The following is a 22,023-nucleotide window of genomic DNA, read 5'->3' as shown; positions in this document are numbered from 1 at the left end:
TGCGTCAGTCGGACAGGTCCGCGAACGGGCGCAGTTCCAGTCGCCCGTGGCGGGCCATCGGGTGGGTGCGGGCCACCTCGATCGCCTCGTCCAGATCGGCGCAGTCGAGCAGGTCGAAGCCCACGATCACCTCGGCGGTCTCCGCGAACGGCCCCTCGGAGACGAGCAGCTCACCGTCGCGGACACGGACGGTGGTGGCCGCGCTGGGCGACGCGAACACGTTGCCGGTCAGGCGGCGGCCCCGAGAGTCGTTCTCCGCCACCCACTTCTCGATGTCGGGAAGCTCGGTGGGGTCGGTGTCCGGCTCGGTGTCGCTGCACACGAACATCATGTACTTCATCTGGTCGCTCCCTGGTTTCTCGGGGTGTCGCCAGCATGACGATCGGCCGGCGGCGTTCCGGACACCCTCCCCGAAAAACTTCTGATCAGTCTCCGCTGGCGGCGCGGCGGCGGGCCTCGCGGGTCTTCATGGCGTGCTCCATCAGCGTGACGAGCACCTCCTTGCTGGACTCACGCTGCCGGGCGTCGCAGAGCAGGACCGGCACACCCGGGTCCAGGTTCAGCGCGGCCTGCACCTCGTCGAGCCGGTACTTGCGGGCGTCCTGGAAGCAGTTCACCGCCACCACGAAGGGGGTGCCCCGACCCTCGAAGTAGTCGATCGAGGGGAAGCAGTCGGCGAGCCGGCGGGTGTCGGCCAGCACCACAGCGCCGATCGCCCCCAGCGCCAGCTCGTCCCAGACGAACCAGAACCGGTCCTGCCCCGGCGTGCCGAACAGGTACAGCACCAGGTCGTCGCTGATGGTGATCCGGCCGAAGTCCATGGCCACGGTGGTGGTGGTCTTGCCCTCCACCCCGGACAGGTCGTCGATGCCGACCCCCGTCTCCGTCAGCACCTCCTCGGTGCGCAACGGCCGGGTTTCGCTGACCGCGCCAACCATGGTCGTCTTGCCCACGCCGAAGCCGCCCGCGACCAGGATCTTGATCGCGGTGGGCAGTGGCGTCGCTCCCGCCGGCCGGTCAGAGTGCCCGTAGTCCATTGATTACCGCCTCGAAGATGCTGTTGTCGGGAAGACCGGCCGTGGTCTGCGGCTCGCGGACCTGCACCAGGCTGCGGGCCGCCAGATCACCGAGAAGCACCCGGATGGTGCCCACCGGCAGGTCGAGATGGGCGGCGATCTCGGCGACGGACTGTATGCGCTGGCACAGCCCGACGATCGCCAAATGCTCGGGACCGAGACCGACCTCGGGCGTGACCTCGGCTCGGGTCGCCGTGACCAGGGAGATCAGGTCGAACGTGCCGGTGACCGGGCGGGCCCGACCACGCGTCATCGCGTACGGACGCACCACCGGACCCGCGTGGTCATCCACCCACTGATGGTCTGCGGACTCCCCCTGGACGGTCATCGCCGCTACCTCTCGCCGACCTGCTGATCAGTGCCGCGCGACGGCGATGCGACGTACTTGCCGACGCGGGTGACCAGCATCGCCATCTCGTAGGCGATCAGGCCGACGTCGGCGTCCTCGCTGGCCAGTACCGCCAGGCAGGCGTTGCGGCCGGCCGCGGTGACGAACAGGAACGACGACTGCATCTCGATGATGGTCTGCTGCACCTGCCCACCACCGAAACGCTTGCCGGCGCCTCGGGCGAGGCTCTGGATGCCGGCCGCCATCGCTGCGAGGTGCTCGCCGTCGTCCCGGCTCAACCCCTGGGAGGAGGCCATCATGAGGCCGTCGGTGGAGAGCGCGACCGCGTGTTCGGCCTGCTTCACCCGGCCCACCAGGTCATCCAGCAACCACGTCAGGTCGGCGCTCGAAGCCGTCTTCTGGGTCACTTCGTCGTCCTCTTCTCGCCCGGCTGTGCGCCGTTGTTCGTCTGGGGCTTGACCGTCACACCGCGCGGGGACCCGCGTCGTCGGCGCTCGGTCAGGTCGCTTGTGGATCCTCGTCGGTCGGCTCGGACGGCGTCGCCGCCGGGGCGCCGGAGGCGCCGCCGAGCAGCCGAGCCGCGTCGGTCCGTCCACGCCGGGTACCGGTCTGGTAGGAGCTCATCATCCGGCGCACCTGCTCCGGTGGGCGCACCACATCCTCGTCGTCGGTTTCGGACACCGCCGGGTCGTCTCGCAACTCGGGAACGATGTTCGCCTGTCGGACCCGGACGGGCAGGCCGGAGCCGGTCCGTTCCGCCTCGGCGCGGGCGGGCACCGGGCCACCGTCGCCGGCCGGGACCGGCTCTCCGTCGAGGGCCTCCGGGCGGGTGCGGTCGACGGCGGGCAGGCCGGTGGGCACGGTCGGGGCTTCCAGGGCTGGCTGGGCCGGGCCGCGTCGGGCGCGGGTGGGCAGGTCGGGGGTGCCGGTTGCCGGGGTGGTCCGCTGCCGGGTGGGGAGAACGGTGTCCGCCTCGGCCCCCTCGTCCGTCGTCGGCGCGGTGGTGTCGGCCGGCATCGGCGCCGCCGAGGTCACCGCCACCTCCGACGCGAGGGTCGTCGGCGCGGCGAGCGCGACCGGTGCGAGGGACGCCGGACGGCCGCTGTCCGTGGCGGGCGCCGACGGCATCGGGATGGCCGAGCCGGCCCGGAACGAGCCGGAGTCCTCCGGGGAGGCGTCGGCCTCGGTGACCAGCTCCAGCGGGATCAGCACGACCGCTGTGGTGCCGCCGTACGCGGACTCCTTGAGCCGTACCCGCACGCCGTGCCGTTCGGTCAGCCGGCTCACCACGTAGAGCCCGAGGCGGGCGGCGTTGGCGAGGTTCAACTCGGACTGGTCGACGATGCGGTGGTTCGCGGCGGCCAGGTCCTCCTCGCTCATGCCGAGGCCCCGGTCCTCGATCTCGATGGCGAACCCGTTGGAGACCAGTTGGCCGCGGACCTCGACGGTCGTGTGTGGTGGGGAGAACGACAGGCCGTTCTCGATCAGCTCGGCGAGCAGGTGGATGACGTCGCCGACCGCGCGGCCGGCGAGCGAGACCGGCCCGAGCGGCAGCACGTTGACCCGGGTGTAGTCCTCCACCTCGGCCACGGCGCCCCGCACCACGTCGACCATGGGGACGTTGCGCCGCCAGGCCCGACCGGGGGTGGAGCCGGAGAGCACGATCAGGTTTTCCGCGTTGCGCCGCATCCGGGTGGCCAGGTGGTCGACCCGGAACAGGTCCTCCAGCTCCTCCGCGTCGTGTTCGCGGCGCTCCATGGCGTCGAGCAGGGTGAGCTGGCGGTGGACGAGCGCCTGCGTGCGTCGGGCCAGGCTCAGGAAGACCTCGCGGACGTTGCGACGTAGGTCGGCCTGCTCGACGGCGGTCCGCAGCGCGGTCTCCTGGACGGCGTTGAACGCCTTGCCGACCTGGCCAATCTCGTCGGTGCCGAACTCCAACGGGGGCGCCTCGGTGGCCACGTCGACCTCCTCGCCGCGCCCGAGCCGCTCCACCACCCGGGGCAGCCGCTCGTCGGCGAGCTGCCAGGCGGCCTCCCGCAGCCGGTCCAGCTGGCGCAGCAGGTTCCGCGCGGTGGTGATCGAGACCACGACGGAGGCGATGACGGCGAGCAGACCCAGGCCGGTGGCGAGCACCAGTCGGACGACGACCATCACGGCCACGCCGGTGGCCCGATCCACGATGCCCTCGCCGCCGGCGGTCACGGCGTCGTTCACCGCCGCCAGCGCCGGCTCGACAGTGCCCCGCCACTGCTCGGCGCCGACCGGCAGCTGGGTCGACGGCCGACCCTCGCGAATGATGCTGTCCTGCACGGCACGCAGCCGGGTGAACGCCTCGCCCTCGACGAGCTGCTGGTAACGGCGCTGGTCGGCGTCGGCGAGCCGGACCCGGGTCTCCTCACCGAGGAACCGCTCCGAGCCGACCAGCGCGACGTAGCGGGCGTACTCGGCGCCGCTCATCCGACCGTTGCCGAAGAGGCCGCTGAGCAGCGCGTCCTCCTGGGAGATCAGCTCCTTCATCCGGTTGAGCTGGATCAGGGCCGCCGCCTCGCCGGCGATCTGCTTGTCGTCCAGGCTGCCCGTCACGTCGTAGATCTGGAAGATCGACTCGATCGCGCCGGTGTACGCCTCAGCGGCGGCGATCCGGTCGATCTTGCGGTCCAGCACCTCCGCGCGGGTCTGCTCCAACGCGTTGACCTGGGCGATCGTCATACCGAGCTGGGTGTCCAGTGCGGAACTGCCGGCGATGTCGACCTGCCAGTTGCGCACCGAGGCGGCGAAGTCGGCAGCCAGCTCCGCGGTCTTGCGCTGCTCGGCCTCGAGCGCCGTCCGCTGCGCCGCGTCGGGGTTGCTCAGGTACGCCTGGGTCAACCGCCGCTCCACCTGGAGCTCCTGCAACAGCGGCTCACTCGGTGTGTAGACCTTGCTGTTGAGCAACTGGACACCGAGCAGGTTGAAGCCGTCCCGCAGGGTCACCCAGGCCGCGAACATCCAGAGGGCGACCAGGGAGAGCAGCAGGGCGACAACCTTGGTGCGGATACTCGTACCGCGAGAACGCATTGAACCGTCCCAGGCCGGGCGTTGACTCAGCTCATCAACGGGTGATCAGAGGGGGCGACGTCCCACCGCAGCGGGGCGTCCGGGGCTGAGGCTCTGCGTACGCTAGCAGTGTCGACACAACCCCTCAAGTTGCTGTTTTTGTTGACTGGTAACCGCAATCCACCACCGATCGGTCCACGCCGGAAGCACGGATGCCGGCCAGCCGGCAGGCGGCGAGCACCGTGGCGCGAACGATGATGGTCGGACAGTACAGCTCCTTGCCGTACCACAGTGGAGGGTGCCTCCGGCCGGCGGATTCGTGCAGGTAGGCGTGCCCACGGGCCACCGCGTCGTCGACCCGTGGCACTGTCGTCGGCACCGTCAGCAGCACCTGGAGGGCGTACGCGGTCTCCTCGGCGGTGCCGTCCCACCGCCCCCACGAACCGTCAGCGCGCTGGCTGTTCAGCACCCAGCCGGCCGCCCGGTCCACCGCCTCGGCGGCGGCCGCACCCCGCCCGAACTCGGCCAGCGCCAGCACGCAGCAGGCGGTGGCGTAGTACGGCGAGGCGTGCCACCGGTCCTGCCAGGGGCCGTCGGCGATCTGGTGTGCCGGCAGCACGACGCTAAGCCGCTCGACCGTCCGGTGGTACCGGGCGTCCGCGCCGGGGTGTGTGGCCACGTACTGGCCGAACGCGTCCAGCACGTGCGCGTTGGTGGTGACCGAGAAGCCGTCCTCGCTCCCCGGCCAGGTACAGAAGCCGTCCGCCGTCTCGTACGCCCACAGGCTGGCCGGGTCGGCGCGGCGGCCGAGCCGGGCCAGCGCGTCCAGCGTGACCGAGGTGGTGTCGGCGTCCGTCGGCAGGCCCTCGCCGGTGGCAATGCCCTCGGCGCCGGTGGCGGCGGCCAGGGTACCCAGCACTGTCGCTGGCGGATTGACCGCGACACCGGCGCGGCGCAACCCGCTGAGCACCCAGGCCCGCTCGAACACGGTGATCGGGGTCGGGCAGGGCACCGGCCCGTCAGCCTCGCGGATCAACTCCCGCAGGAAGGCGTGCGCGGCGGGGCCGGCGGCCGGACCGGCCGCAGTCAGCCAGGCGGCGGTCGCTGCGGGTGACGCGCCGACGGCGGTCAGGGTCGGTCCGGCGTCGGCCGGTGTCGCGTCCAGCACCTCGTAGAAGTGGGCCAGCTTCGTCGGCAGCGCCGCCCCGGCGGCCACCGCGGCGCGGACCGCGCGGAGCCGGTCGGACCCGAGGCCCGCGGGCAGCGCCAGCGGCGGGCGGGGCAGCCGCTCGGCGGTCGCCCAATCCAGCCGGGCCAACCGGCCGTTGATCGACTCGACAAGCGCGGGGACGATGAGATCCAGCGCCGGGGTGTCCGGCAACGCCCGCGAGTGCGTGGCGAGCAGCCGGCCGGTGAGCGCGTCCAGTCCGCGTGCCACCGGGGCGAGCAGGTCCGCCCCGGCCCATCCGCCGTCGGCCAGTGCCGCGAGCAGAGCGTCGGTGGCGCTGAGCGTGGGCACCAGGGCGTACCCCTCGGGTGGGCCCCACGCGCCGTCCGGGCGCTGCTCGCGCAGCAGGAAACCGATCCGCTGTTGGTGTCCCGGCAGCCAGGCCGCACCGGCGACGAGCCGGCCGCTCTCGTACACCGAGGGGGCGACCTGCCCCCACGGCCGCAGCGCCAGGCCGGCGATCAGCTCGCGGGCGGCGTCGGCGACCGGGTCGGCGGCGGGCGCCTCGTCGGCGAACACCCGGGTGGCGCCGTCACTCATCGCGTGCCCCCCAGAAGTCTGACAGTTGGTAGAAGCCGCCGGTGAAGGAGATCTGCCGGTTGAGGTAGTCCGCCTGGCGGGGGCACCGCTCGGCGAGGGCGGCCAGGTCCCCCCGGGACCGGGCGGTCAGCTCGGCCAGCCGGTCGTGCACCTGCGCCGGGTCGTCGACCAGCAGCAGGGCGTTCAGGTCACCCCACTCGGAGTCCCGGCCGTGGGTGGCCAGGTCGTTGACCAACCGCAGTACGCGCTGCACGCCACGACCAGCGTCCAGCAGGTCGGTCAGCTGGGCGAGGGTCTTCTCGTCGCCGGTGGCGATCCAGTGGGTGACGTTGACGAAGGAGCAGGCGAGGTTGTCGGCGTTGTCCAGGTAGCGGTCCAGGTCCGGCAGACGCCGCCCGGTGGTCGGGTCGGTCGGCAGGTGCTTCCAGTCCCACTCCCGCGCCACTGCCGCGAGCATCCGGGCCAGCTCGTCACGCCAGATCGGCCGCAGCCGGACGAACGCCGGGACGGTGGTCAGCTCGTCGCGCAGGTCGGCCAGCAGCCGGGCCAGGTGGCGCCCCGGTGGTGGCGCGGCGCCGTCGGCCACCGCGAGGCAGTCGGTCACCACCTCCCGCACGTCGTCGACGGACCGCGCGAGGTAGTCGACGTGCCAGTCGGCGGCGAAGACCCAGAGCAGAGTACGGGTGGTGATCCGCAGCTCCGCGGCGGTGTGCCACGGCGCGGTGAAGGCGATGGCGGTGGCCACCGAGCTGAGCAGCGCCGCGTCGAACGGCGCGGCGTCGAACAGCTCGGGATGGGCGGCGGTGACATCCTGCAGGTCGCGTACGCCCCGGACGGCGAGTGCGCACACCCGGCCCTGCTCGGCGACCGCGTCCTGACCGGCCCGAGCCGGTCGCGGGGTCTCCGTCACGATGCGACCGGGCGCTCGACCGGGGTGAGGATGAGCTCGGCGCGCTGCTTCGGTTGCAGGGAAGCGCCCATCCGAGGGGTGAGGTCGACCGGTTCGCGTAGCCGGAAGCGATAGCGGCTCAGCACGGTGCTGACGATGAGCTGGGCCTCCAGCAGGAACAGGTACTGCCCGAGGCACTGGTGCGGGCCCCCGCCGAACGGGAAGTAGGAGTAGCGGTAGCGCCGCCGGGGCAGCTCCGGCGCGAACCGCTCCGGGTCGAAGAGCGCCGGATCGGTCCAGAACGTCGACATCCGCTGGGTGACGTACGGGCTGACCAGCACGGTGCCGCCTGCCTTGATCCGCACCCCGCCCAGCACGTCGTCGCCGACCGCGGTGCGCGGGATCATCCAGCCGGCCGGGTAGAGCCGCAGCATCTCGTCGAGCACCATCCGGCCGTAGCGCAGCTGGGGCAGGTGCTCGCGGCCGACCCGTTCGGCGCCGACCACCCGCTCGATCTCGTCGGTCATCCGCTCGGCCACGTCGGGCCGGGACGACAGCACCGGCCAGAGCCAGGAGAGCAGGGCGATGGTGGTCTCGGTGGCGGTGGAGAACATCGCGACCACGTCGCCGCGGATGGCGTACTCGTCGGGTTCGCTGCCGTCGGCGCGCGGCCGGCAGAGCGTGGAGATGATGTCGTCGCCGTCGGTGGGACGGGCCCGGGCCTCCCGGATGATCGGCAGCACCACCTCGTCGATGGTGCGCACCGCGTCGCGGAAGCGCCGGTCGCCGGGCATCGGCACCGCGTACGGCACGGCGGGCATCAGCAGTCGGGGGAGCATCGCAGTGGTGACGGTGTCCAGCGCGGCGCTGATCCGCAGGGCGTCGGGGACGGAGATCCGGTCGGCGAAGAGCACCCGCATGGTGGTGCGCAGGACGATCTGGGTCAGCTCTGCGCCGCCGTCGATCGGGCGCCCGGCGAGGGCTGGTTCGAGCCACTCGTCGACCGCCTCGTTGATCGCCTCGGCCATCTTGTCGACGAGCGTCTCGGCCCGCTTGGCGGTGAACAACGGTTGCAGCGCGCTTCGGCTGGATTCCCAGATCTCACCCTCGGCGACCAGGATGGCGTCACCGACGATCCGGCGGACAGGCCGCCAGAGCAACCCGTCGCCGTCCCGGGTGTAGTTGGCAACGTTGTCCCGCAGGACGCGTTGCAGGTGCTCAGGATGGCTGACCAGATAGGGGCGGAACGAGCCGAGGTTGAGCCGGACGACGTCGCCGTCGGCGTCCTGCGCGAAGTCGACGAGCGCGCCCAGCGGATCGCGGACCAGTGCCGGCAGAGCGCGTCGTAACGGGATTGTCCGGGGCTCGGTACTGACAGTGGCGGGGCGCGCCTCGGACACCTGCGACATCGAACCACGTCTCCTCGTCGTCCCGGCGACCGCAGCGGTCCACTTCGGTCGGGCGGGTTGATGAAACTTTCACCTTCTGGGCCGACGGAAGCATCTCACCAATCGAGGGGCACCTCCAGACTTGCGGACGGCGCAATTTCCATCTAAGTGCACGCACACTCGTCGATGTTCTCGTCCTACTCGATTCCTGAATGGATACTCAGGCACGGTCCAGTGCGATGGGCGGAACGGGCGCGTGCCGCCGACCTGGCTGCGGCCTCGGCACCGGACCGACGGCGTCGGGCTGGCCGGTGCGGGTCGGTGACCCGGGACGCACCGGTACCCCCGAATCCGGGCAATGCCCGGCACCCTGTGCCAGGCTCTGTGGCATGGACGACAAGACCATCCTGAACCGGATTTCCGAACTGGTCGACGAGGAACACAAGTTGCGTGCCGACGCCCAGGCCCACGAGTCGGGCACCGAGGGCGAGGCCAGCGAGCGACTGCGCGCCCTGGAGGAGTCCCTCGACCAGTGCTGGGACCTGCTGCGCCGCCGACGGGCCGCCCGGGAGACCCACGGCGACCCGGACGCCCAGGGCGAACGCCCCAAGCCCGAGGTGGAGCGCTACCTGCAATAGCCGACGTGGCGGGTCGGGCGGTCTGGCCGCCCGACCCGCTCCGATCAGCGCAGGCCCGCCTCGTGCAGCAGTTCTCCGGTCAACAGGCCAGGGTCCACCTGCTCGGCGGGCAGACCCCGGGCCGCGAACCAGGCGCCGACCACCCGCACATCGCGGGCCAGGAACTCCGGCCCCTGTGGGTTCGCCACCACGTCGACCACCTGCGGCAGGTCGATCACGACCAGCCGACCCTGGTGCACGAGCAGGTTGTACGGCGACAGGTCGCCGTGCGCGTAGCCGGCCCGCGCCAGCACCCGCAGCGCCTCCACCAGTTGGGCCCACAGGTCACGCAGCTCGGTCGGGCCGGGTCGCAACTGGGCCAGTCGGGGTGCCGCCTCCCCCGACTCGGCGTCACCGACGAACTCCAGCATCAGCTCGGTGCCCCGCAACTGCACCGGGTACGGCACGGCGATCCGGTCGTGCCCGGCACCGATCTCCCACAGCCGGCTCAGCGCGGCGAACTCGGCCGCCGCCCACTGCCCGGCGATCATCTGCCGGCCGAACGCCGTCCGGCCGGCCATCGCCCGGTTCTCCCGGGACCGGCGCACCCGACGGCCCTCCAGGTAGCCGGCATCGCGGTGGAACAACCGGTGCTCGGGATCGCGGTAGCGTTTCACAGCGAGCAGGCAGGACCGGTCGGTGTCCGGCACGGCGCGACGGACCAGGTGGACGTCCGCCTCCTTGCCGGTCTTCAACACACCCAGCTCGGTGTCCTTGGCGGCCAACTCGGTGACCAGCCAGGCGGGGTGTGGGTGTGGCCCGTGCACGGCGTCGTCCCAGGACGACCAGCGCTCGCCGGTGTCCGGGTCGGGCTCGCTGTCCGGGTCTGCGAGCGGCTCGGTGGGCCGCCCGCGTTTCAGAAACTGCGGTTCGTCGTCGTCGAAGCGGCTCTTGCCGCGGCTTCGGCGCTCGAGCGCCGGAAGGTCATGATCGCGCACTGTGGTGAGGTTCCCTTGGTCGAGGCTGAGATAGGCAGCTGGAAGCGACCTGAAAAGACGGCCATGACCGACCCCCTCTCCTCGACCGGGCACTCGCCCGGGATGCACCATGCGCGGACAATGCTCGTACCACCACGTCGACCGGTCAACCGAATTACCGAGCCGCCACCCCAACGGCCGCTCGGACGCACTGCCACCAGCGCGGAAACCCTCAGCGAGCCAGGACGGTGGCGACCGCGGCGATCAACCCGTCCACCGTGCGGCTCGGCGCGAACCGGACGTCCGACCAGGTGCGCCCCCGGTGCAGCCAGACGCTGGGCAGCCCGACGGCGGCGGCTCCGCCGATGTCCGCCTCCGGGCTGTCACCGATCACCCACGCCCCCCGCAGCGGCATCCGGACCCGCTGGGCGGCGAGCGCGAAGATTCTCGGGTTTGGCTTGCTGACCCCGGCCTCCTCGGAGATCACCCAGTCCGCGACGTACTGGTCCAGCCCGGTCTGGCGAATCTTGGCGTCCTCGACGCGTACGCTGCCGTTGCAGACCACCACCGGCACCCAGCCGGCGTCGTCGGCGATCCGCAGCGCGCAGGCGGTCAGCGGGTCGAGCCGGGTCTGCGCCACCACCCCGTCGTGCAGCTCCTCGACCAGGTCGATCGAGGGAATGCGCAGCTCGTAGCGGTCCCGGATGGCGTCGGCGAGGTCCCAGCGGTCGGTCAGACCGTCGGCGTCGATCGAGATCAGCCAGTCGATGTCGGTGTGGGGCGCGCCGATGCTGTCCAGGAAGCGCTCACCCCAGCGGCGGAACGGCCCGGCCCGATCCAGCAGGGTGTTGTCCAGGTCCAGCAGGAGCAGTGGCACTCGGGCACCCTACGGGACCGACGTGTCCGCCAACAGATGCGGCGGCTATCGAGCTGACGAAGGGCTCAGCCAGGCATCGACAGCCGCGCGCCGCCCTGGTCCGGCAGCCGATCGACGAGCATCGAGTGGGCCGCCCGGGTGGCCGCGAGCACGGCGGGATCCAGCGTCGCCACCAGCACCGCCGTGCCGTCGTCTGCCCCGCGAGCCAGCACCCGCCCCTCGGGGTCGTAGATGGCCGCGCCGCCGTTGAACCGCCACGGGTCGACGCCGCCGACCGCGTTGGCGAAGACCACGAACATGGTGTTGTCCAGGGCACGTGCGGCGTAGTACAGATCTCGGCGGTGCTCGGAGCCGGCCAGGTATCCGCTGGGGCACAGGTAGGCGTGTGCGCCGTCGAGGGCGGCGGCCCGGCCGTGCTCGGGGAAACAGCCGTCGTAGCAGATGCCCAGCCCGAGCCGCCAGTCGTCGACGAGCAGCGTGGCACCCCGATCGCCGGGGGTGAACAGCTCCCGTTCGTCGCCCCACAACTGCTGCTTGTCGTACCCGACCCGCACCTCGCCGGTCCGGTCCACCACCAGCGCCGCGATCGTCCGCCGACCGTCCGGGTGCCGAACGGCCGCGCCGACCAGCGCGGTGACGCCGGCCTCACGTGCCGCCGCCCGCAGCGGGTCGAGCCGGGGATCCGCGACCGTCCCGGCCGGATCGGCCGCGACGTCCGTGCCGGCCGGGTCGGCGGCGAGGACCGGCGGGTGGTACGCGCAGAGGAACAGCTCCGGCAGGACGGCCACCCGGGCACCCCGCTCGCCGGCTCGGCGGACCAGGTCGGCGGCCATGACCGCGTTGCCGGCGACGTCGCCCGGCGTGGGGGTGGCCTGGACGGTGGCCACGGTCAGCGGGGAGCTGGGCAGGGTGCGGGGCTGGGTCACCGGGCGATGGTAATCGGCGACATCCCAAGCCGTACGTACGGTTTGCATGCCCCGGGGTGACCTGCAACGATCGACGTGTGCCCAGAGTAAGCCAGGACCAGCTCGACGCTCGCCGGCAGGAGATCCTCGCCGCGGCCCGGGCGTGTTTCGCCCGGCTCGGCTACGAGGGGGCGACCGTACGCCGCCTCGAAGAAGCCACCGGCCTCTCCCGTGGCGCGATTTTCCACCACTTCCGCGACAAGGACTCACTCTTCCTCGCCGTCGCCGAGGACGATGCCGCGGCAATGGTCGAGACGGTCGCCCGCAACGGTCTGGTGCAGGTGATGCGCGATCTGCTCGCCCGCGCCGTCTCGCCGGACACCACCGGCTGGCTGGGCAGCCAACTGGAGGTCTCCCGGCGGCTGCGCACCGACCCGGCGTTCGCCCGGCGCTGGGCGGAGCGGTCCGCCGCCATCGCGGAGGCGACCCGGGACCGGCTGGCCCGCCAGCGCGACGCCGGGGTGCTGCGCGAGGACGTACCGATCGACGTCCTGGCCCAGTTCCTGGAGCTGGCCTACGACGGCCTGGTGCTGCACCTGGCCATGGGCCGACCGGCCGGTGACCTGGGCCCGGTGCTCGACCTCGTCGAGGAGGCGGTCCGCCGCCACTGACCGCGCGCACACCGGTCGGACGCCCGTGGCGAGGCTGCTCCACAATGGGGCCGCCGATCCCTCCGGTGACAGGAGCAGTCGATGAACGTCCACGCCGCGTCCGGCGACACCTGGGGCATCTCCGGCCCGACCTTCCTCCGGTACTACCTCGTGGCGGTCGCCGTGGTGGTGGCGATCGCGGTGTATCACCGGGTCCGTCTCGCAGCCGGATCGATGGTTGCCATGACCGCCGAGCCACTCGGACCGCAGCAGGTCGCCTACCTCAATGGTGGTCCCCAACTCGCGGTGCACGCGGCGCTGGGCGGGCTGCGCGGCAGCGGGGCGATCGGCGTACGACCGGACCGCCGGCTGACCACCACCGGCGCCGCGCCCAGCGGGCTAACCCCACTGGAGCAGGCCATCCACTGGGCCGCGCACCAGCACTCGCGTGTCGGGGACCTGCCGCGGGACGAGCGCGTACGCGTCGCGCTGCACCAGATCCGGTACGGCCTGGAGCAGCGCGGGCTGCTCACCGACGACGCGCAGCGCGCCCGTGCCCGCTTCTGGACCACCATCCTGATCGCCCTGCTGGGCCTCGGCGTGCTCCGGCTGGTCTCCGGCCTGTTCAACGGTCACCCGGTCGGCTACCTGCTGCTGACCCTGGCCACGCTTCTGATCGTCACGCTGGTGCTGCGCCGGGCGCCCGTGCTCACCCGGGCCGGTCGAGCCGCGCTACGCGGTGTGCGCCGCGAACACACCCACCTCGCGCCGGGCTCCACGCCGGCCTACGCCACCTACGGAGCGGCCGGCGCGGCGATGGGCGTGGCCCTGTACGGCACCGCCACGCTCTGGGCACTCGACCCGGGCTTCGCCGAGCAGGCCGAGATTCAGCGCCAGGCGGCCTCCGGCAGCGGCTGGACGGGCGGCTCCGACGGGTCGTCCGGCGGCGGCGACAGCTCCGGTGGGGACGGCGGCAGCTCCTGCGGCGGTGGCGGCGGGTGCGGGGGCGGGGGGTGCGGCGGATGACCGGCCCGTCCGGGGTCGGCATCGGCTGGCGTCCGGAAATCGCCGGCTTCGTGGCAGAGCTGCCCGGCCTGCGCTTCGTCGAGGTGGTGGCCGAGGGGGTGCCCGACTCCGGGCCGCTCCCGCCCGGTCTGACGCAGCTACGGGACCGCGCGGTGACCGTCGTACCGCACGGGGTGCGGCTCTCCCTCGGCGGCGCCGAGCCGGTCGACCCGGCCCGGGTCGCCCACCTGGCCGCGGTGGCGCAACGCCTGGACGCCCCGCTGGTCAGCGAGCACATCGCGTTCGTCCGGGCCGGCGGTCTGGAGGCCGGCCACCTGCTGCCGCTGCCGCGCAGCCGGGAAGCCGTCGACGCGGTCTGCGCCAACGTGGCGCGGGCACAGGCCGAGCTTCCGGTGCCGATCGCGCTGGAGCCGATCGCCGCGTTGCTCGACTGGCCCGACGACGAGTTGACCGAGGCGGACTTCCTGACCGAGATCCTCGACCGGACCGGGGCACTGCTGCTGCTGGACGTGGCGAACGTGCACGCCAACGCCCGCAACCGGGGCGCCGACCCGCTGGCGTTGCTGGACCGTCTGCCGCTGGAGCGGGTCGCGTACGCCCACGTGGCCGGCGGCGCGGAGCACGGCGGTTTCTACCACGACACCCACACCGACCCGGTTCCGGCGGCGGTGCTGGAGCTGGTCGGCGCGCTCTGCGCCCGGCGGCGACCGCCGGCGCTGCTGCTGGAGCGCGACGGCCACTATCCGCCGGCCGCCGAACTCCGCGCCGAACTGGACGCCCTGGCCTCCGTCGCGGGCTTCCCGGCCGTGACATGAGCGGCGCACCCGAGGGCGGCTCCGCGCCGACGCCGCGCGCCGGGCTGGCCGCGCGGCAGGCCGAACTGGTCGCGGCGCTGGTCGCCGGGGGTGAGCCACCGACGGGGTTCGCGCCGGGACCGCTGGCCGCCACCCGCAGGGCGCTGCTGCGCAAGCGGGCCGGCGAGGTGGCCCGGCACTGGCCATTGCTCGCCGCCAGCCTCGGTGCCAGGTGGTCGACCACCTTCGCCGACTGGGCCGCCCGGCGACCCACCGCCGGATCGCTGCGCGACGGTTGGGACCTGGCCCGGGCGCTGCACGACCAGCGGGCGCTCCCCCCGGTGGCCGCCGAGGAGTTGGCCGTCCGGGAGGCACGCCTGCGCTACGACGGGGTTCGGGCGCCGCGTCCGCGCCGGGTGCCGGCGGTGGGCCGCGCCGGCGGGGCCGTCGCGGTGCAGATCGCCGGCCGGGTACGCCTGCTGCGCCCCGCCCCACGGGTGTCCACCCGTGCTGGCGACGGGATACCGGATGCGGCAGGATCGGAGTTATGGATCTCGGACTGACCGACCGCGTGTACGTCCTCACCGGTGCCTCCCGCGGCCTGGGTTACGCGACCGCGCAGTGCCTGGTCGCCGACGGTGCGCGGGTGGTGCTCTCGGCCCGGGACCCGGACGCGGTGGCCGCCGCCGCACAGCAGCTGGGTGGCCCGGAGCACGCCGTCGGGCTGACCGCCGACCTGGCCGACCCGGAGACCCCGGCGCAGCTCGTCGCCGCCGCCCAGGAGCATTTCGGCCGGCTCGACGGCGCGCTGATCTCGGTCGGCGGCCCACCGGCGGGCAACGCCGCAGCGATCACCGATGAGCAGTGGCGGCTCTCCTTCGAGACCGTCTTCCTGGGCACCATCCGCGCCGTACGCACTGTCGCCAACGCCCTGCCCGAGGGCGGCGCGATCGGGCTGGTGCTCTCCACCTCGGCGCGTGGCCCGGTGCCCGGTCTCGGTATCTCCAACGGTCTGCGGCCCGGCCTGGTCGGGGCGGCCAAGGACATCGCCGACGACTACGGCCCGCGTGGGGTCCGGGTGCTCGGCCTGTTGCCCGGCCGGATCATGACCGATCGCAACCGGGAGCTGTTCGGCGCGACCGGCGACCCGGAGCGGGCCCGCGCCGAGGCGGAGGCCGGCATCCCGCTGCGCCGCGTCGGCGACCCGGCCGAGTTCGGCCGGGTGGCCGCGTTCGTGCTCTCCCCCGCCGCGAGCTACCTCACCGGGATCACAGTGCCGGTCGACGGCGGCGCGCTGCGCGGGCTGTGACCCCCGACGGAGCCCGACCCGGCCGTGCCGTGACGCCGCCCGGGACGGCCCGGCCCACCCGGGCGGACCTGGCGGCGGCTGCGGACCGGACCATTCCCGACGTGCTCGCGCCGGGGCTGACGGTGCTCTTCGTCGGCATCAACCCGGGCCTGTGGTCGGCGGCGACGGGCTGGCACTTCGCTCGACCCGGCAACCGGTTCTGGCCCGCCCTGCACCGGGGCGGGTTCACCCCCCGGCTGCTGCACCCCAGCGAACAGGACGAACTGCCCGCGCTCGGGCTCGGCATCACCAACATGGCCGCCCGGGCCAGCGCCCGCGCGGACGAGCTGAGCACTGAGGAACTCCTCGACGGCGCGGCGATCCTGACCGACAAGGTGGCCCGGTGCCGGCCGCGCTGGGTGGCCGTGGTGGGGGTGACCGCGTACCGGATCGGTTTTCAGCGGCCGAAGGCCACCTTCGGGCCGCAGCCGGAGTCGCTGGCCGGCGCCCGGCTGTGGGTGCTGCCCAACCCCAGCGGCCTGAACGCGCACTTCACCCCGGTCACCCTGGGCCTGGCGTTCGCCGAGTTGCGAACGGCGACCCACCTACCGGACCGTCGGCCCGCCGAACCACCCGACCAATGATCAACTCGGCGCAGACGTCAGTTGGCGGCAGCAGGCGGCAGCACCTCGTCGGCGCGGTAGGTGCCCAGCGGCATGACCACCGGCTCGGGCCCGGTCGCGTCGACGAACGGGGTGGGCGAGTCGGCGACCGCGAACTGGGTCCGATACAGCTCGGCGTAGAGCCCACCGACCGCGACCAACTCCTCGTGCCGACCCCGCTCGACGATCCGCCCACCGTCCAGGACCAGGATCTGGTCGGCGTCGCGCACTGTGGAAAGCCGGTGCGCGATCACCAGGGCGGTACGCCCGGCCAGCGCCACCGACAGGGCCCGCTGCACCGCCGCCTCGCTCTCCGAATCCAGGTGGGCGGTCGCCTCGTCGAGGATCACGATCGACGGTGCCTTGAGCAGCAGCCGCGCGATCGCGATGCGCTGCTTCTCGCCGCCGGAGAACCGGTAGCCGCGCTCCCCCACTGTGGTGTCCAGACCGTCGGGGAGCGACCGGACCAGATCGGCCACCTGGGCACCGGCCAGGGCGGCCCAGATCTCGTCGTCGGTGGCGTCCGGCTTGGCGTAGCGCAGGTTCTCGGCGATCGTCTCGTGGAACAGGTGCGAATCCTGCGTGACCACACCGATCTCGTCGCGCAGCGAGGCGAGCGTCGCGTCGCGTACGTCCACCCCGCCGACCAGCACCTGGCCGTCGGTGACGTCGTAGATGCGGGAGATGAGCATCGACAGCGTCGACTTGCCCGCCCCGGACGGGCCGACCAGCGCGACCATCTGCCCCGGCTCGACGCTGAACGAGACCCCCTTGAGCACCGGCTCGTTGACGGTCCGGTCGAGGGTGGCGACCTCCTCCAGGGAGGCGAGGGAGATCTCGGCGGCGCTCGGGTAGCGGAAGCGCACGTCGCGGAAGTCGACCCGACCGGCGCCCCGGGGCACCGGCACCGCGTCGGGCTTCTCCACGATGCCCGGCTCGAGGTCGAGCACCTCGAAGACCCGGTCGAAGGAGACCAGCGCGCTCATCACGTCCACCCGGACGTTGGAAAGTGCCGTGAGCGGTCCGTACAGGCGGGTGAGCAGCAGCGCGAGCGTCACCACCGTGCCGGCGCTGACGCCGCCGGTGACCGCGAGCCAGCCGCCGAGACCGTAGGTCAGCGCCTGCGCCAGTGAGGCGACCAGCAGCATCGCCACGAAAAACGTGCGGGAATACATCGCGGACTGGATGCCGATGTCGCGGACCCGCTCGGCCCGGTCGGCGAACCTGCGGGCCTCGATCTCGGGCTGACCGAAGAGCTTCACCAGCAGCGCTCCGGCCACCCCGAACCGCTCGGTCATGGTCGCGTTCATCTTGGCGTCGAGGTTGTACGCCTCGCGGGTGATGTCCGCCAACCGCCGACCGACCCGGCGGGCCGGAATGATGAAGATCGGCAGCAGCACCAGTGACAGCGCGGTGATCTGCCAGGAGAGGGTGAACATCACCGCCGCGGTGAGCACCAACTGGATGACGTTGCTGACCACACCGGACAGGGTGGAGGTGAACGCCCGCTGGGCGCCGAGCACGTCGTTGTTGAGCCTGCTGACCAGTGCGCCGGTCTGGGTACGGGTGAAGAACTGCAACGGCATCCGCTGCACGTGGTCGTAGACCCGGGTGCGCAGGTTGAAGATGATGCCCTCGCCGATGCGGGCGGAATACCACCGTTGGGCCAGCGACAGCAGCGCGTCGGCGACCGCCAGCGCGGCGATGAACAGGGCCAGCCGCACCACGAGCCGGCCGGCCTCGGTGCCGCCCCGGTTGATCGCGTTGATCACGTCACCGGCGAGCACCGGAGTGGCCACGCCGATGATGGCGGCCAACACCACGGTGGCCAGGAAGACGATGATGTCGCGCCGGTAGGGCTGGGCGAAGGCGACGATGCGGCGGGCCACCCCGCGCTTGAGCCGATGGGTGGAGACCTCGTCGCTGTTGCGCATCGACCGGAGCATGCTCCACCCGGCCATGCCACCGCCGGACATCGGGTTGGACATCGCTCACCTCCGGGTTGCCGGGCAGACCGCACCGTCAGGTCAATTCTCCCGACGAGTGTGACAACCTCGGTCGTAACCCGGATCTTCCCGTGCGGTCCTTACCTATTCTCCCCTGCCGGCAAGGTCACGTAGCCGACGGGCCTGCGCCTCCCGCTCGGCGCGCTGCTGGTCGGCGTGCGACCGTCCGCCGGCACCGGCGAGCAACGCCTTGATCTCCACCACCGCGTCGCGGGCCCCGGAGAGCAGGCCGGCGGTCAGGTCCCGCACCGCGTCGTCCAGCTCGGTCGGGGGTACGACAAGGGTGGCGAGCCCGATCCGGTCCGCCTCGGCGGCGTCCAACCGGCGGCCGGTCGCACAGATCTCCAACGCCCGCGAATATCCGACCAACTCGACGAGGCGTTTCGTGCCGGCCAGGTCGGGCACCAGACCGAGGGTCACCTCGGCCATCGACAGCTTCGCGTCCGCGGAGAGCACCCGCAGGTCACAGGCGAGCGCGAGCTGGAAGCCGGCACCGATCGCGTGGCCCTGTACGGCCGCGACGGAGACGACATCCGGCCGGTGCAGCCAGGTGAAACCGGCCTGGAACTCCGCGATGCGCTCGGCGCACTCCTGCTCGGGCAGCGTGGCCAGCTCAGCGAAGGACCCCGGGCCGGAGGCGCCCGCCACCGCGAGATCGAGGCCGGCCGAGAACGCGCGACCCTCGCCGCGGACCACCACCACCCGCACGTCGCCGGGAAGGTCGCGGGAGAAGTCGCTCATCGCCTGCCACATCGCGGGCGTCTGGGCATTGAGCACGTCGGGCCGGCACAACGTCACCGTGGCGACCGGCCCGTCGCAAGTCAGCCGAACCCCGGTCGCCTCGGCGGTCACCGGACGTCCCGGGGCGCGGCGCTGGTGGACGACGCTGAGGGGCGGGTCACGCCTTCTTGCGGCGCCGGGCGCCACCGCGCTGACGCAGCTGCACGCCGGACTCGGTGAGCACTCGGTGGATGAACCCGTAGGAACGGCCGGTCGAGGCCGCCAACGCGCGGATGCTCTCCCCCGAGGTGTACCGCTTTACCAGGTCCTTGGCGAGCGTCTGACGCTCGGCTCCGATGATCCGGCGACCCTTCTCAGTGCTGGTGGCTGTGCCAGTGGCTGCCATGCTGTGTCCTCACGTCCCAGACTGTGCGGTTCGGATACGGTCCCACCTATTAGACCGCCTCGAACGATCATGCGCCAGATATCAACTCTTCGCCAACCGACACGCTATGCAATGTCAGCTTCCCGATAGAGTGATCCTGGCGATCCGGCCCGCCGCAGCGTCCTGGCGTAGCACCGCCGGGAGCTGGCGGCTGCCGGCGGCCCGTAGCCTTCGGTCGTGATCGACCTGTTGAGCACCGCCGGCGCGGCGGCCGTGGTCTTCGCCGCCACCGACATCGACGACATCGTCATCCTGACGCTGTTCTTCGTCGCGGCCCGCACCACCGGCCAACCCCGCACCTGGGAGATCGTCGCCGGGCAATACCTCGGCATCGGCGCGCTCGCGTTGGCCAGCGCGGTGATCGCGGGTGGACTCCTGGTGGTGCCCGACCCGTGGACGGGTCTGCTCGGCCTGCTGCCGATCGCGCTCGGCGTACGCGCGCTGCGGAGTTCGGTCGACGAAGAGGCACCGGCGGTCGTCACCGGGGCGCTCGGCGTGGCCGGGGTGACGATCGCGAACGGCGCCGACAACGTCGCGGTCTACGTACCCGTCTTCCGGGCCCTCGGTGTGGCCGACAGCGCCGCGTTCCTGCTGGTTTTCGTGCTGCTGATCGCGCTCTGGTGCGTGGCCGGGGCCTGGCTGGGCGGGCACCGGAGGGTGGTGCGGCTGGTCGAGCGCGCCGGCGCCTGGCTGGTGCCGACGATCTTCATCGCCATCGGGCTGGTGATCCTGGTCAGCTCCGGTGTGCTCGGCCGACTGGTCGACCTGCTCGGCTGAGAGCCGGCCGAGCAGCCTCGGTCAGGCCAGCTCGACCAGTTCGAGCAGGTCGTCGCTCCACGCGTCCTCGTCGCCGTCGGGCAGCAGGATGGCCCGGTCCGGCTTGAGCGCCAGCACCGCACCCGGGTCGTGGGTGACCAGGACGATCGCGCCTGGGTAGTTGGCGATGGCGTCCAGCACCTGCTCACGGCTGACCGGGTCGAGGTTGTTCGTCGGCTCGTCGAGCAACAGCACGTTGGCGCCGGAACAGACCAGAGTGGACAGGGCCAGCCGGGTCTTCTCGCCGCCGGAGAGCACGCCGGCCGGCTTGTTCACGTCGTCACCGGAGAAGAGGAACGCGCCAAGGATCTTGCGCAGGTCGGTGTCGGACTGCTCGACGGCGGCGGCGCGCATGTTCTCCAGCACCGTCCGCTCCACGTCCAGCGTCTCGTGCTCCTGGGCGTAGTAGCCCAGCCGCAGGCCGTGCCCCGCGTGCACCTCGCCGGTGTCCGGGCTGAGCAGCCCGCCGAGCATCCGCAGCAGGGTCGTCTTGCCGGCGCCGTTGAGCCCGAGGATGGCCACCCGGGAGCCCCGGTCCACCGCCACGTTCACGTCGGTGAAGATCTCCAGCGAGCCGTACGACTTGGAGAGGCCGGTCGCCGTGAGCGGGGTCTTGCCGCACGGCGCGGGGCTGGGGAAACGCACCTTGGCCACCCGGTCGGCGACCCGCACCTCCTCCAGGCCGGAGATCAGCTTCTCGGCACGGCGGGCCATGTTCTGCGCGGCCACGGTCTTGGTGGCCTTGGCCCGCATCTTGTCGGCCTGCGCCATCAGCGCGCCGGCCTTCTTCTCCGCGTTGGCCCGCTCCCGACGGCGGCGTCGCTCGTCGGTCTCGCGCGCCTCCAGGTACGCCTTCCAACCCAGGTTGTACACGTCGATGACCGACCGGGTGGCGTCGAGGAACCAGACCTTGTTGACCACCGACTCCAGCAGCGCGCCGTCGTGTGAGATCACGATCAGGCCGCCCTTGTGGTTGGCGAGAAAGCCCCGCAACCAGGTGATCGAGTCGGCGTCGAGGTGGTTGGTGGGCTCGTCGAGCAGCAGGATGCCGCCGCCGTTCTCGCCCGCGTCGCGGAACAGGATCCGGGCCAGCTCGATGCGGCGACGCTGACCACCGGAGAGGGTGCCGATGGTCTGCGCGAGTGCCCGGTCCGGTAGGCCGAGGTTGGCGCAGATCCGCGCGGCCTCGGCCTCGGCCGCGTACCCGCCGAGGGCGGCGAACTGGTCCTCCAGCGCGCCGTACCGACGGACCAGCTTGTCGTTGGCGTCTTCGGCGAGGCGGGCCTCGACCTCCTGCATCTGCGCCATCAGCACGTCCAGGCCGCGGGCGGAGAGCACCCGGTCGCGGCCGGTGACCTCCAGGTCACCCGTGCGCGGGTCCTGTGGCAGGTAGCCGATGGCGCTGCGCTGGTCGATCTGGCCGCCGTACGGCTGCCCCTCGCCGGCGAGCACCTTCAGCGTGGTGGTCTTGCCGGCGCCGTTGCGACCGACCAGGCCGATCCGATCACCGGGCTGCACGCGCAGGGTGGTGTCGGACAGCAGGATCCGGGAACCGGCACGCAGTTCCAGGCCGGTGGCAGTGATCATGTTTGCGGGCTCGCTCTCGGGGTTGGAAGGCTGACTCGGGGCACGCGAAACGGCCGGCGGGCTCAAGGGGCCCGACGGCGCGGGGCGGTTCAGCCTTCGCAGCGCAGCACCTGACAAGTGTACCGGGCGCCGCAGGACGGCCCGCCC

General features: G+C 72.3%; 23 protein-coding genes. 8 read left to right on the top strand and 15 right to left on the bottom strand.

The features are described from left to right. Positions 1–4: 4 nt before the first annotated feature. The 8 genes from ACIA47_RS31870 to ACIA47_RS31835 form a co-directional block, all read right to left on the bottom strand. The gene (locus tag ACIA47_RS31870; protein ID WP_203125009.1) at positions 5–340 is read right to left on the bottom strand and encodes a YciI family protein; all 336 of its coding nucleotides are present in this window, start codon (positions 338–340) and stop codon (positions 5–7) included. An 85-nt stretch (positions 341–425) separates the two neighbouring features. Beyond that, positions 426–1,037 (bottom strand): ATP/GTP-binding protein, encoded by a 612-nt coding sequence (locus ACIA47_RS31865; protein WP_112588672.1) that lies wholly within the window; start codon positions 1,035–1,037, stop codon positions 426–428. Further along, positions 1,018–1,404 (bottom strand): DUF742 domain-containing protein, encoded by a 387-nt coding sequence (locus ACIA47_RS31860; protein ID WP_203125011.1) that lies wholly within the window; start codon positions 1,402–1,404, stop codon positions 1,018–1,020. The genes ACIA47_RS31865 and ACIA47_RS31860 overlap by 20 nt, the downstream gene beginning before the upstream one ends. 5 nt (positions 1,405–1,409) lie before the next feature. Then, positions 1,410–1,832 carry a roadblock/LC7 domain-containing protein gene (locus tag ACIA47_RS31855; RefSeq protein ID WP_203125012.1) on the bottom strand — a complete coding sequence of 141 codons (423 nt, stop codon included), beginning with the start codon at positions 1,830–1,832 and terminating at the stop codon, positions 1,410–1,412. A 91-nt stretch (positions 1,833–1,923) separates the two neighbouring features. Next, complete coding sequence (locus ACIA47_RS31850; protein WP_396712101.1) at positions 1,924–4,482, bottom strand: nitrate- and nitrite sensing domain-containing protein; 2,559 nt, start codon at positions 4,480–4,482, stop codon at positions 1,924–1,926. Positions 4,483–4,606: 124 nt separating this feature from the next. After that, on the bottom strand, positions 4,607–6,229 hold the full coding sequence (locus tag ACIA47_RS31845) for a prenyltransferase (RefSeq protein ID WP_396712100.1): 1,623 nt from the start codon (positions 6,227–6,229) through the stop codon (positions 4,607–4,609). Then, entirely contained in the window at positions 6,222–7,139 is a 918-nt protein-coding gene (locus ACIA47_RS31840; protein WP_396712098.1) for a terpene synthase family protein, read from the bottom strand. Before ACIA47_RS31840 ends, ACIA47_RS31845 begins: the two co-directional genes overlap by 8 nt. Then, positions 7,136–8,473 (bottom strand): cytochrome P450, encoded by a 1,338-nt coding sequence (locus ACIA47_RS31835; protein WP_396712120.1) that lies wholly within the window; start codon positions 8,471–8,473, stop codon positions 7,136–7,138. The genes ACIA47_RS31840 and ACIA47_RS31835 overlap by 4 nt, the downstream gene beginning before the upstream one ends. A 422-nt stretch (positions 8,474–8,895) precedes the next feature. Here ACIA47_RS31835 and ACIA47_RS31830 point away from each other — a divergent pair, with 422 nt between their 5' ends. Then, positions 8,896–9,144 carry a DUF2630 family protein gene (locus ACIA47_RS31830; RefSeq protein WP_091403743.1) on the top strand — a complete coding sequence of 83 codons (249 nt, stop codon included), beginning with the start codon at positions 8,896–8,898 and terminating at the stop codon, positions 9,142–9,144. Between the two features lie 44 nt (positions 9,145–9,188). Here ACIA47_RS31830 and ACIA47_RS31825 read toward each other — a convergent pair whose 3' ends face one another. The 3 genes from ACIA47_RS31825 to ACIA47_RS31815 form a co-directional block, all read right to left on the bottom strand. After that, on the bottom strand, positions 9,189–10,121 hold the full coding sequence (locus ACIA47_RS31825) for an RIO1 family regulatory kinase/ATPase (RefSeq protein ID WP_357010409.1): 933 nt from the start codon (positions 10,119–10,121) through the stop codon (positions 9,189–9,191). Between the two features lie 211 nt (positions 10,122–10,332). After that, positions 10,333–10,977, bottom strand: a complete 645-nt coding sequence (locus tag ACIA47_RS31820) for an HAD family hydrolase (protein WP_357768554.1) — start codon at positions 10,975–10,977, stop codon at positions 10,333–10,335. 65 nt (positions 10,978–11,042) lie between these two features. Further along, positions 11,043–11,903, bottom strand: a complete 861-nt coding sequence (locus ACIA47_RS31815; protein WP_396712095.1) for a carbon-nitrogen hydrolase family protein — start codon at positions 11,901–11,903, stop codon at positions 11,043–11,045. A gap of 77 nt (positions 11,904–11,980) precedes the next feature. Here ACIA47_RS31815 and ACIA47_RS31810 point away from each other — a divergent pair, with 77 nt between their 5' ends. The 6 genes from ACIA47_RS31810 to mug all read left to right on the top strand — a co-directional run bounded on the left by ACIA47_RS31810 (position 11,981) and on the right by mug (position 16,284). After that, positions 11,981–12,553, top strand: a complete 573-nt coding sequence (locus tag ACIA47_RS31810) for a TetR/AcrR family transcriptional regulator (protein ID WP_091403732.1) — start codon at positions 11,981–11,983, stop codon at positions 12,551–12,553. An 81-nt stretch (positions 12,554–12,634) separates the two neighbouring features. Further along, a complete protein-coding gene (locus tag ACIA47_RS31805) occupies positions 12,635–13,558 on the top strand; it encodes a TIGR04222 domain-containing membrane protein (protein ID WP_396712092.1) in 924 nt (307 codons plus the stop codon). Continuing rightward, on the top strand, positions 13,555–14,373 hold the full coding sequence (locus ACIA47_RS31800; RefSeq protein WP_396712090.1) for a DUF692 domain-containing protein: 819 nt from the start codon (positions 13,555–13,557) through the stop codon (positions 14,371–14,373). The genes ACIA47_RS31805 and ACIA47_RS31800 overlap by 4 nt, the downstream gene beginning before the upstream one ends. Further along, positions 14,370–14,915, top strand: a complete 546-nt coding sequence (locus tag ACIA47_RS31795; RefSeq protein WP_396712089.1) for a hypothetical protein — start codon at positions 14,370–14,372, stop codon at positions 14,913–14,915. Before ACIA47_RS31800 ends, ACIA47_RS31795 begins: the two co-directional genes overlap by 4 nt. After that, entirely contained in the window at positions 14,900–15,661 is a 762-nt protein-coding gene (locus ACIA47_RS31790) for an SDR family oxidoreductase (RefSeq protein WP_396712087.1), read from the top strand. Before ACIA47_RS31795 ends, ACIA47_RS31790 begins: the two co-directional genes overlap by 16 nt. After that, positions 15,658–16,284, top strand: a complete 627-nt coding sequence (gene mug, locus ACIA47_RS31785) for a G/U mismatch-specific DNA glycosylase (protein WP_396712085.1) — start codon at positions 15,658–15,660, stop codon at positions 16,282–16,284. Before ACIA47_RS31790 ends, mug begins: the two co-directional genes overlap by 4 nt. Before the next feature lie 17 nt (positions 16,285–16,301). On the opposite strand, the gene ACIA47_RS31780 is transcribed toward mug, so the two are convergent. From ACIA47_RS31780 to ACIA47_RS31770, 3 genes are all read right to left on the bottom strand, one after another. Beyond that, complete coding sequence (locus tag ACIA47_RS31780) at positions 16,302–18,278, bottom strand: ABC transporter ATP-binding protein (RefSeq protein WP_396712118.1); 1,977 nt, start codon at positions 18,276–18,278, stop codon at positions 16,302–16,304. 114 nt (positions 18,279–18,392) lie between these two features. Continuing rightward, positions 18,393–19,160 (bottom strand): enoyl-CoA hydratase/isomerase family protein, encoded by a 768-nt coding sequence (locus ACIA47_RS31775; RefSeq protein ID WP_396712083.1) that lies wholly within the window; start codon positions 19,158–19,160, stop codon positions 18,393–18,395. Between the two features lie 46 nt (positions 19,161–19,206). Then, positions 19,207–19,434, bottom strand: coding sequence for a helix-turn-helix domain-containing protein (locus tag ACIA47_RS31770; protein ID WP_074312753.1), 228 nt, complete (start codon positions 19,432–19,434; stop codon positions 19,207–19,209). A gap of 216 nt (positions 19,435–19,650) precedes the next feature. Between ACIA47_RS31770 and ACIA47_RS31765 the strand changes: the two genes are divergently transcribed. Further along, entirely contained in the window at positions 19,651–20,250 is a 600-nt protein-coding gene (locus ACIA47_RS31765; RefSeq protein ID WP_396712080.1) for a cadmium resistance transporter, read from the top strand. 21 nt (positions 20,251–20,271) lie between these two features. Here the strand turns inward: ACIA47_RS31765 and ACIA47_RS31760 are convergent, their stop codons facing one another. Further along, positions 20,272–21,876 carry an ABC-F family ATP-binding cassette domain-containing protein gene (locus ACIA47_RS31760; RefSeq protein WP_091403713.1) on the bottom strand — a complete coding sequence of 535 codons (1,605 nt, stop codon included), beginning with the start codon at positions 21,874–21,876 and terminating at the stop codon, positions 20,272–20,274. Positions 21,877–22,023: the final 147 nt, after the last annotated feature.

Source organism: Micromonospora sp. NPDC051227 (assembly GCF_044455385.1).
In the GTDB taxonomy this organism is placed as follows: Bacteria; Actinomycetota; Actinomycetes; order Mycobacteriales; family Micromonosporaceae; genus Micromonospora.
Note: the sequence above shows the minus strand (reverse complement) of the source record. Positions and strands in the feature narration are given on the sequence as shown.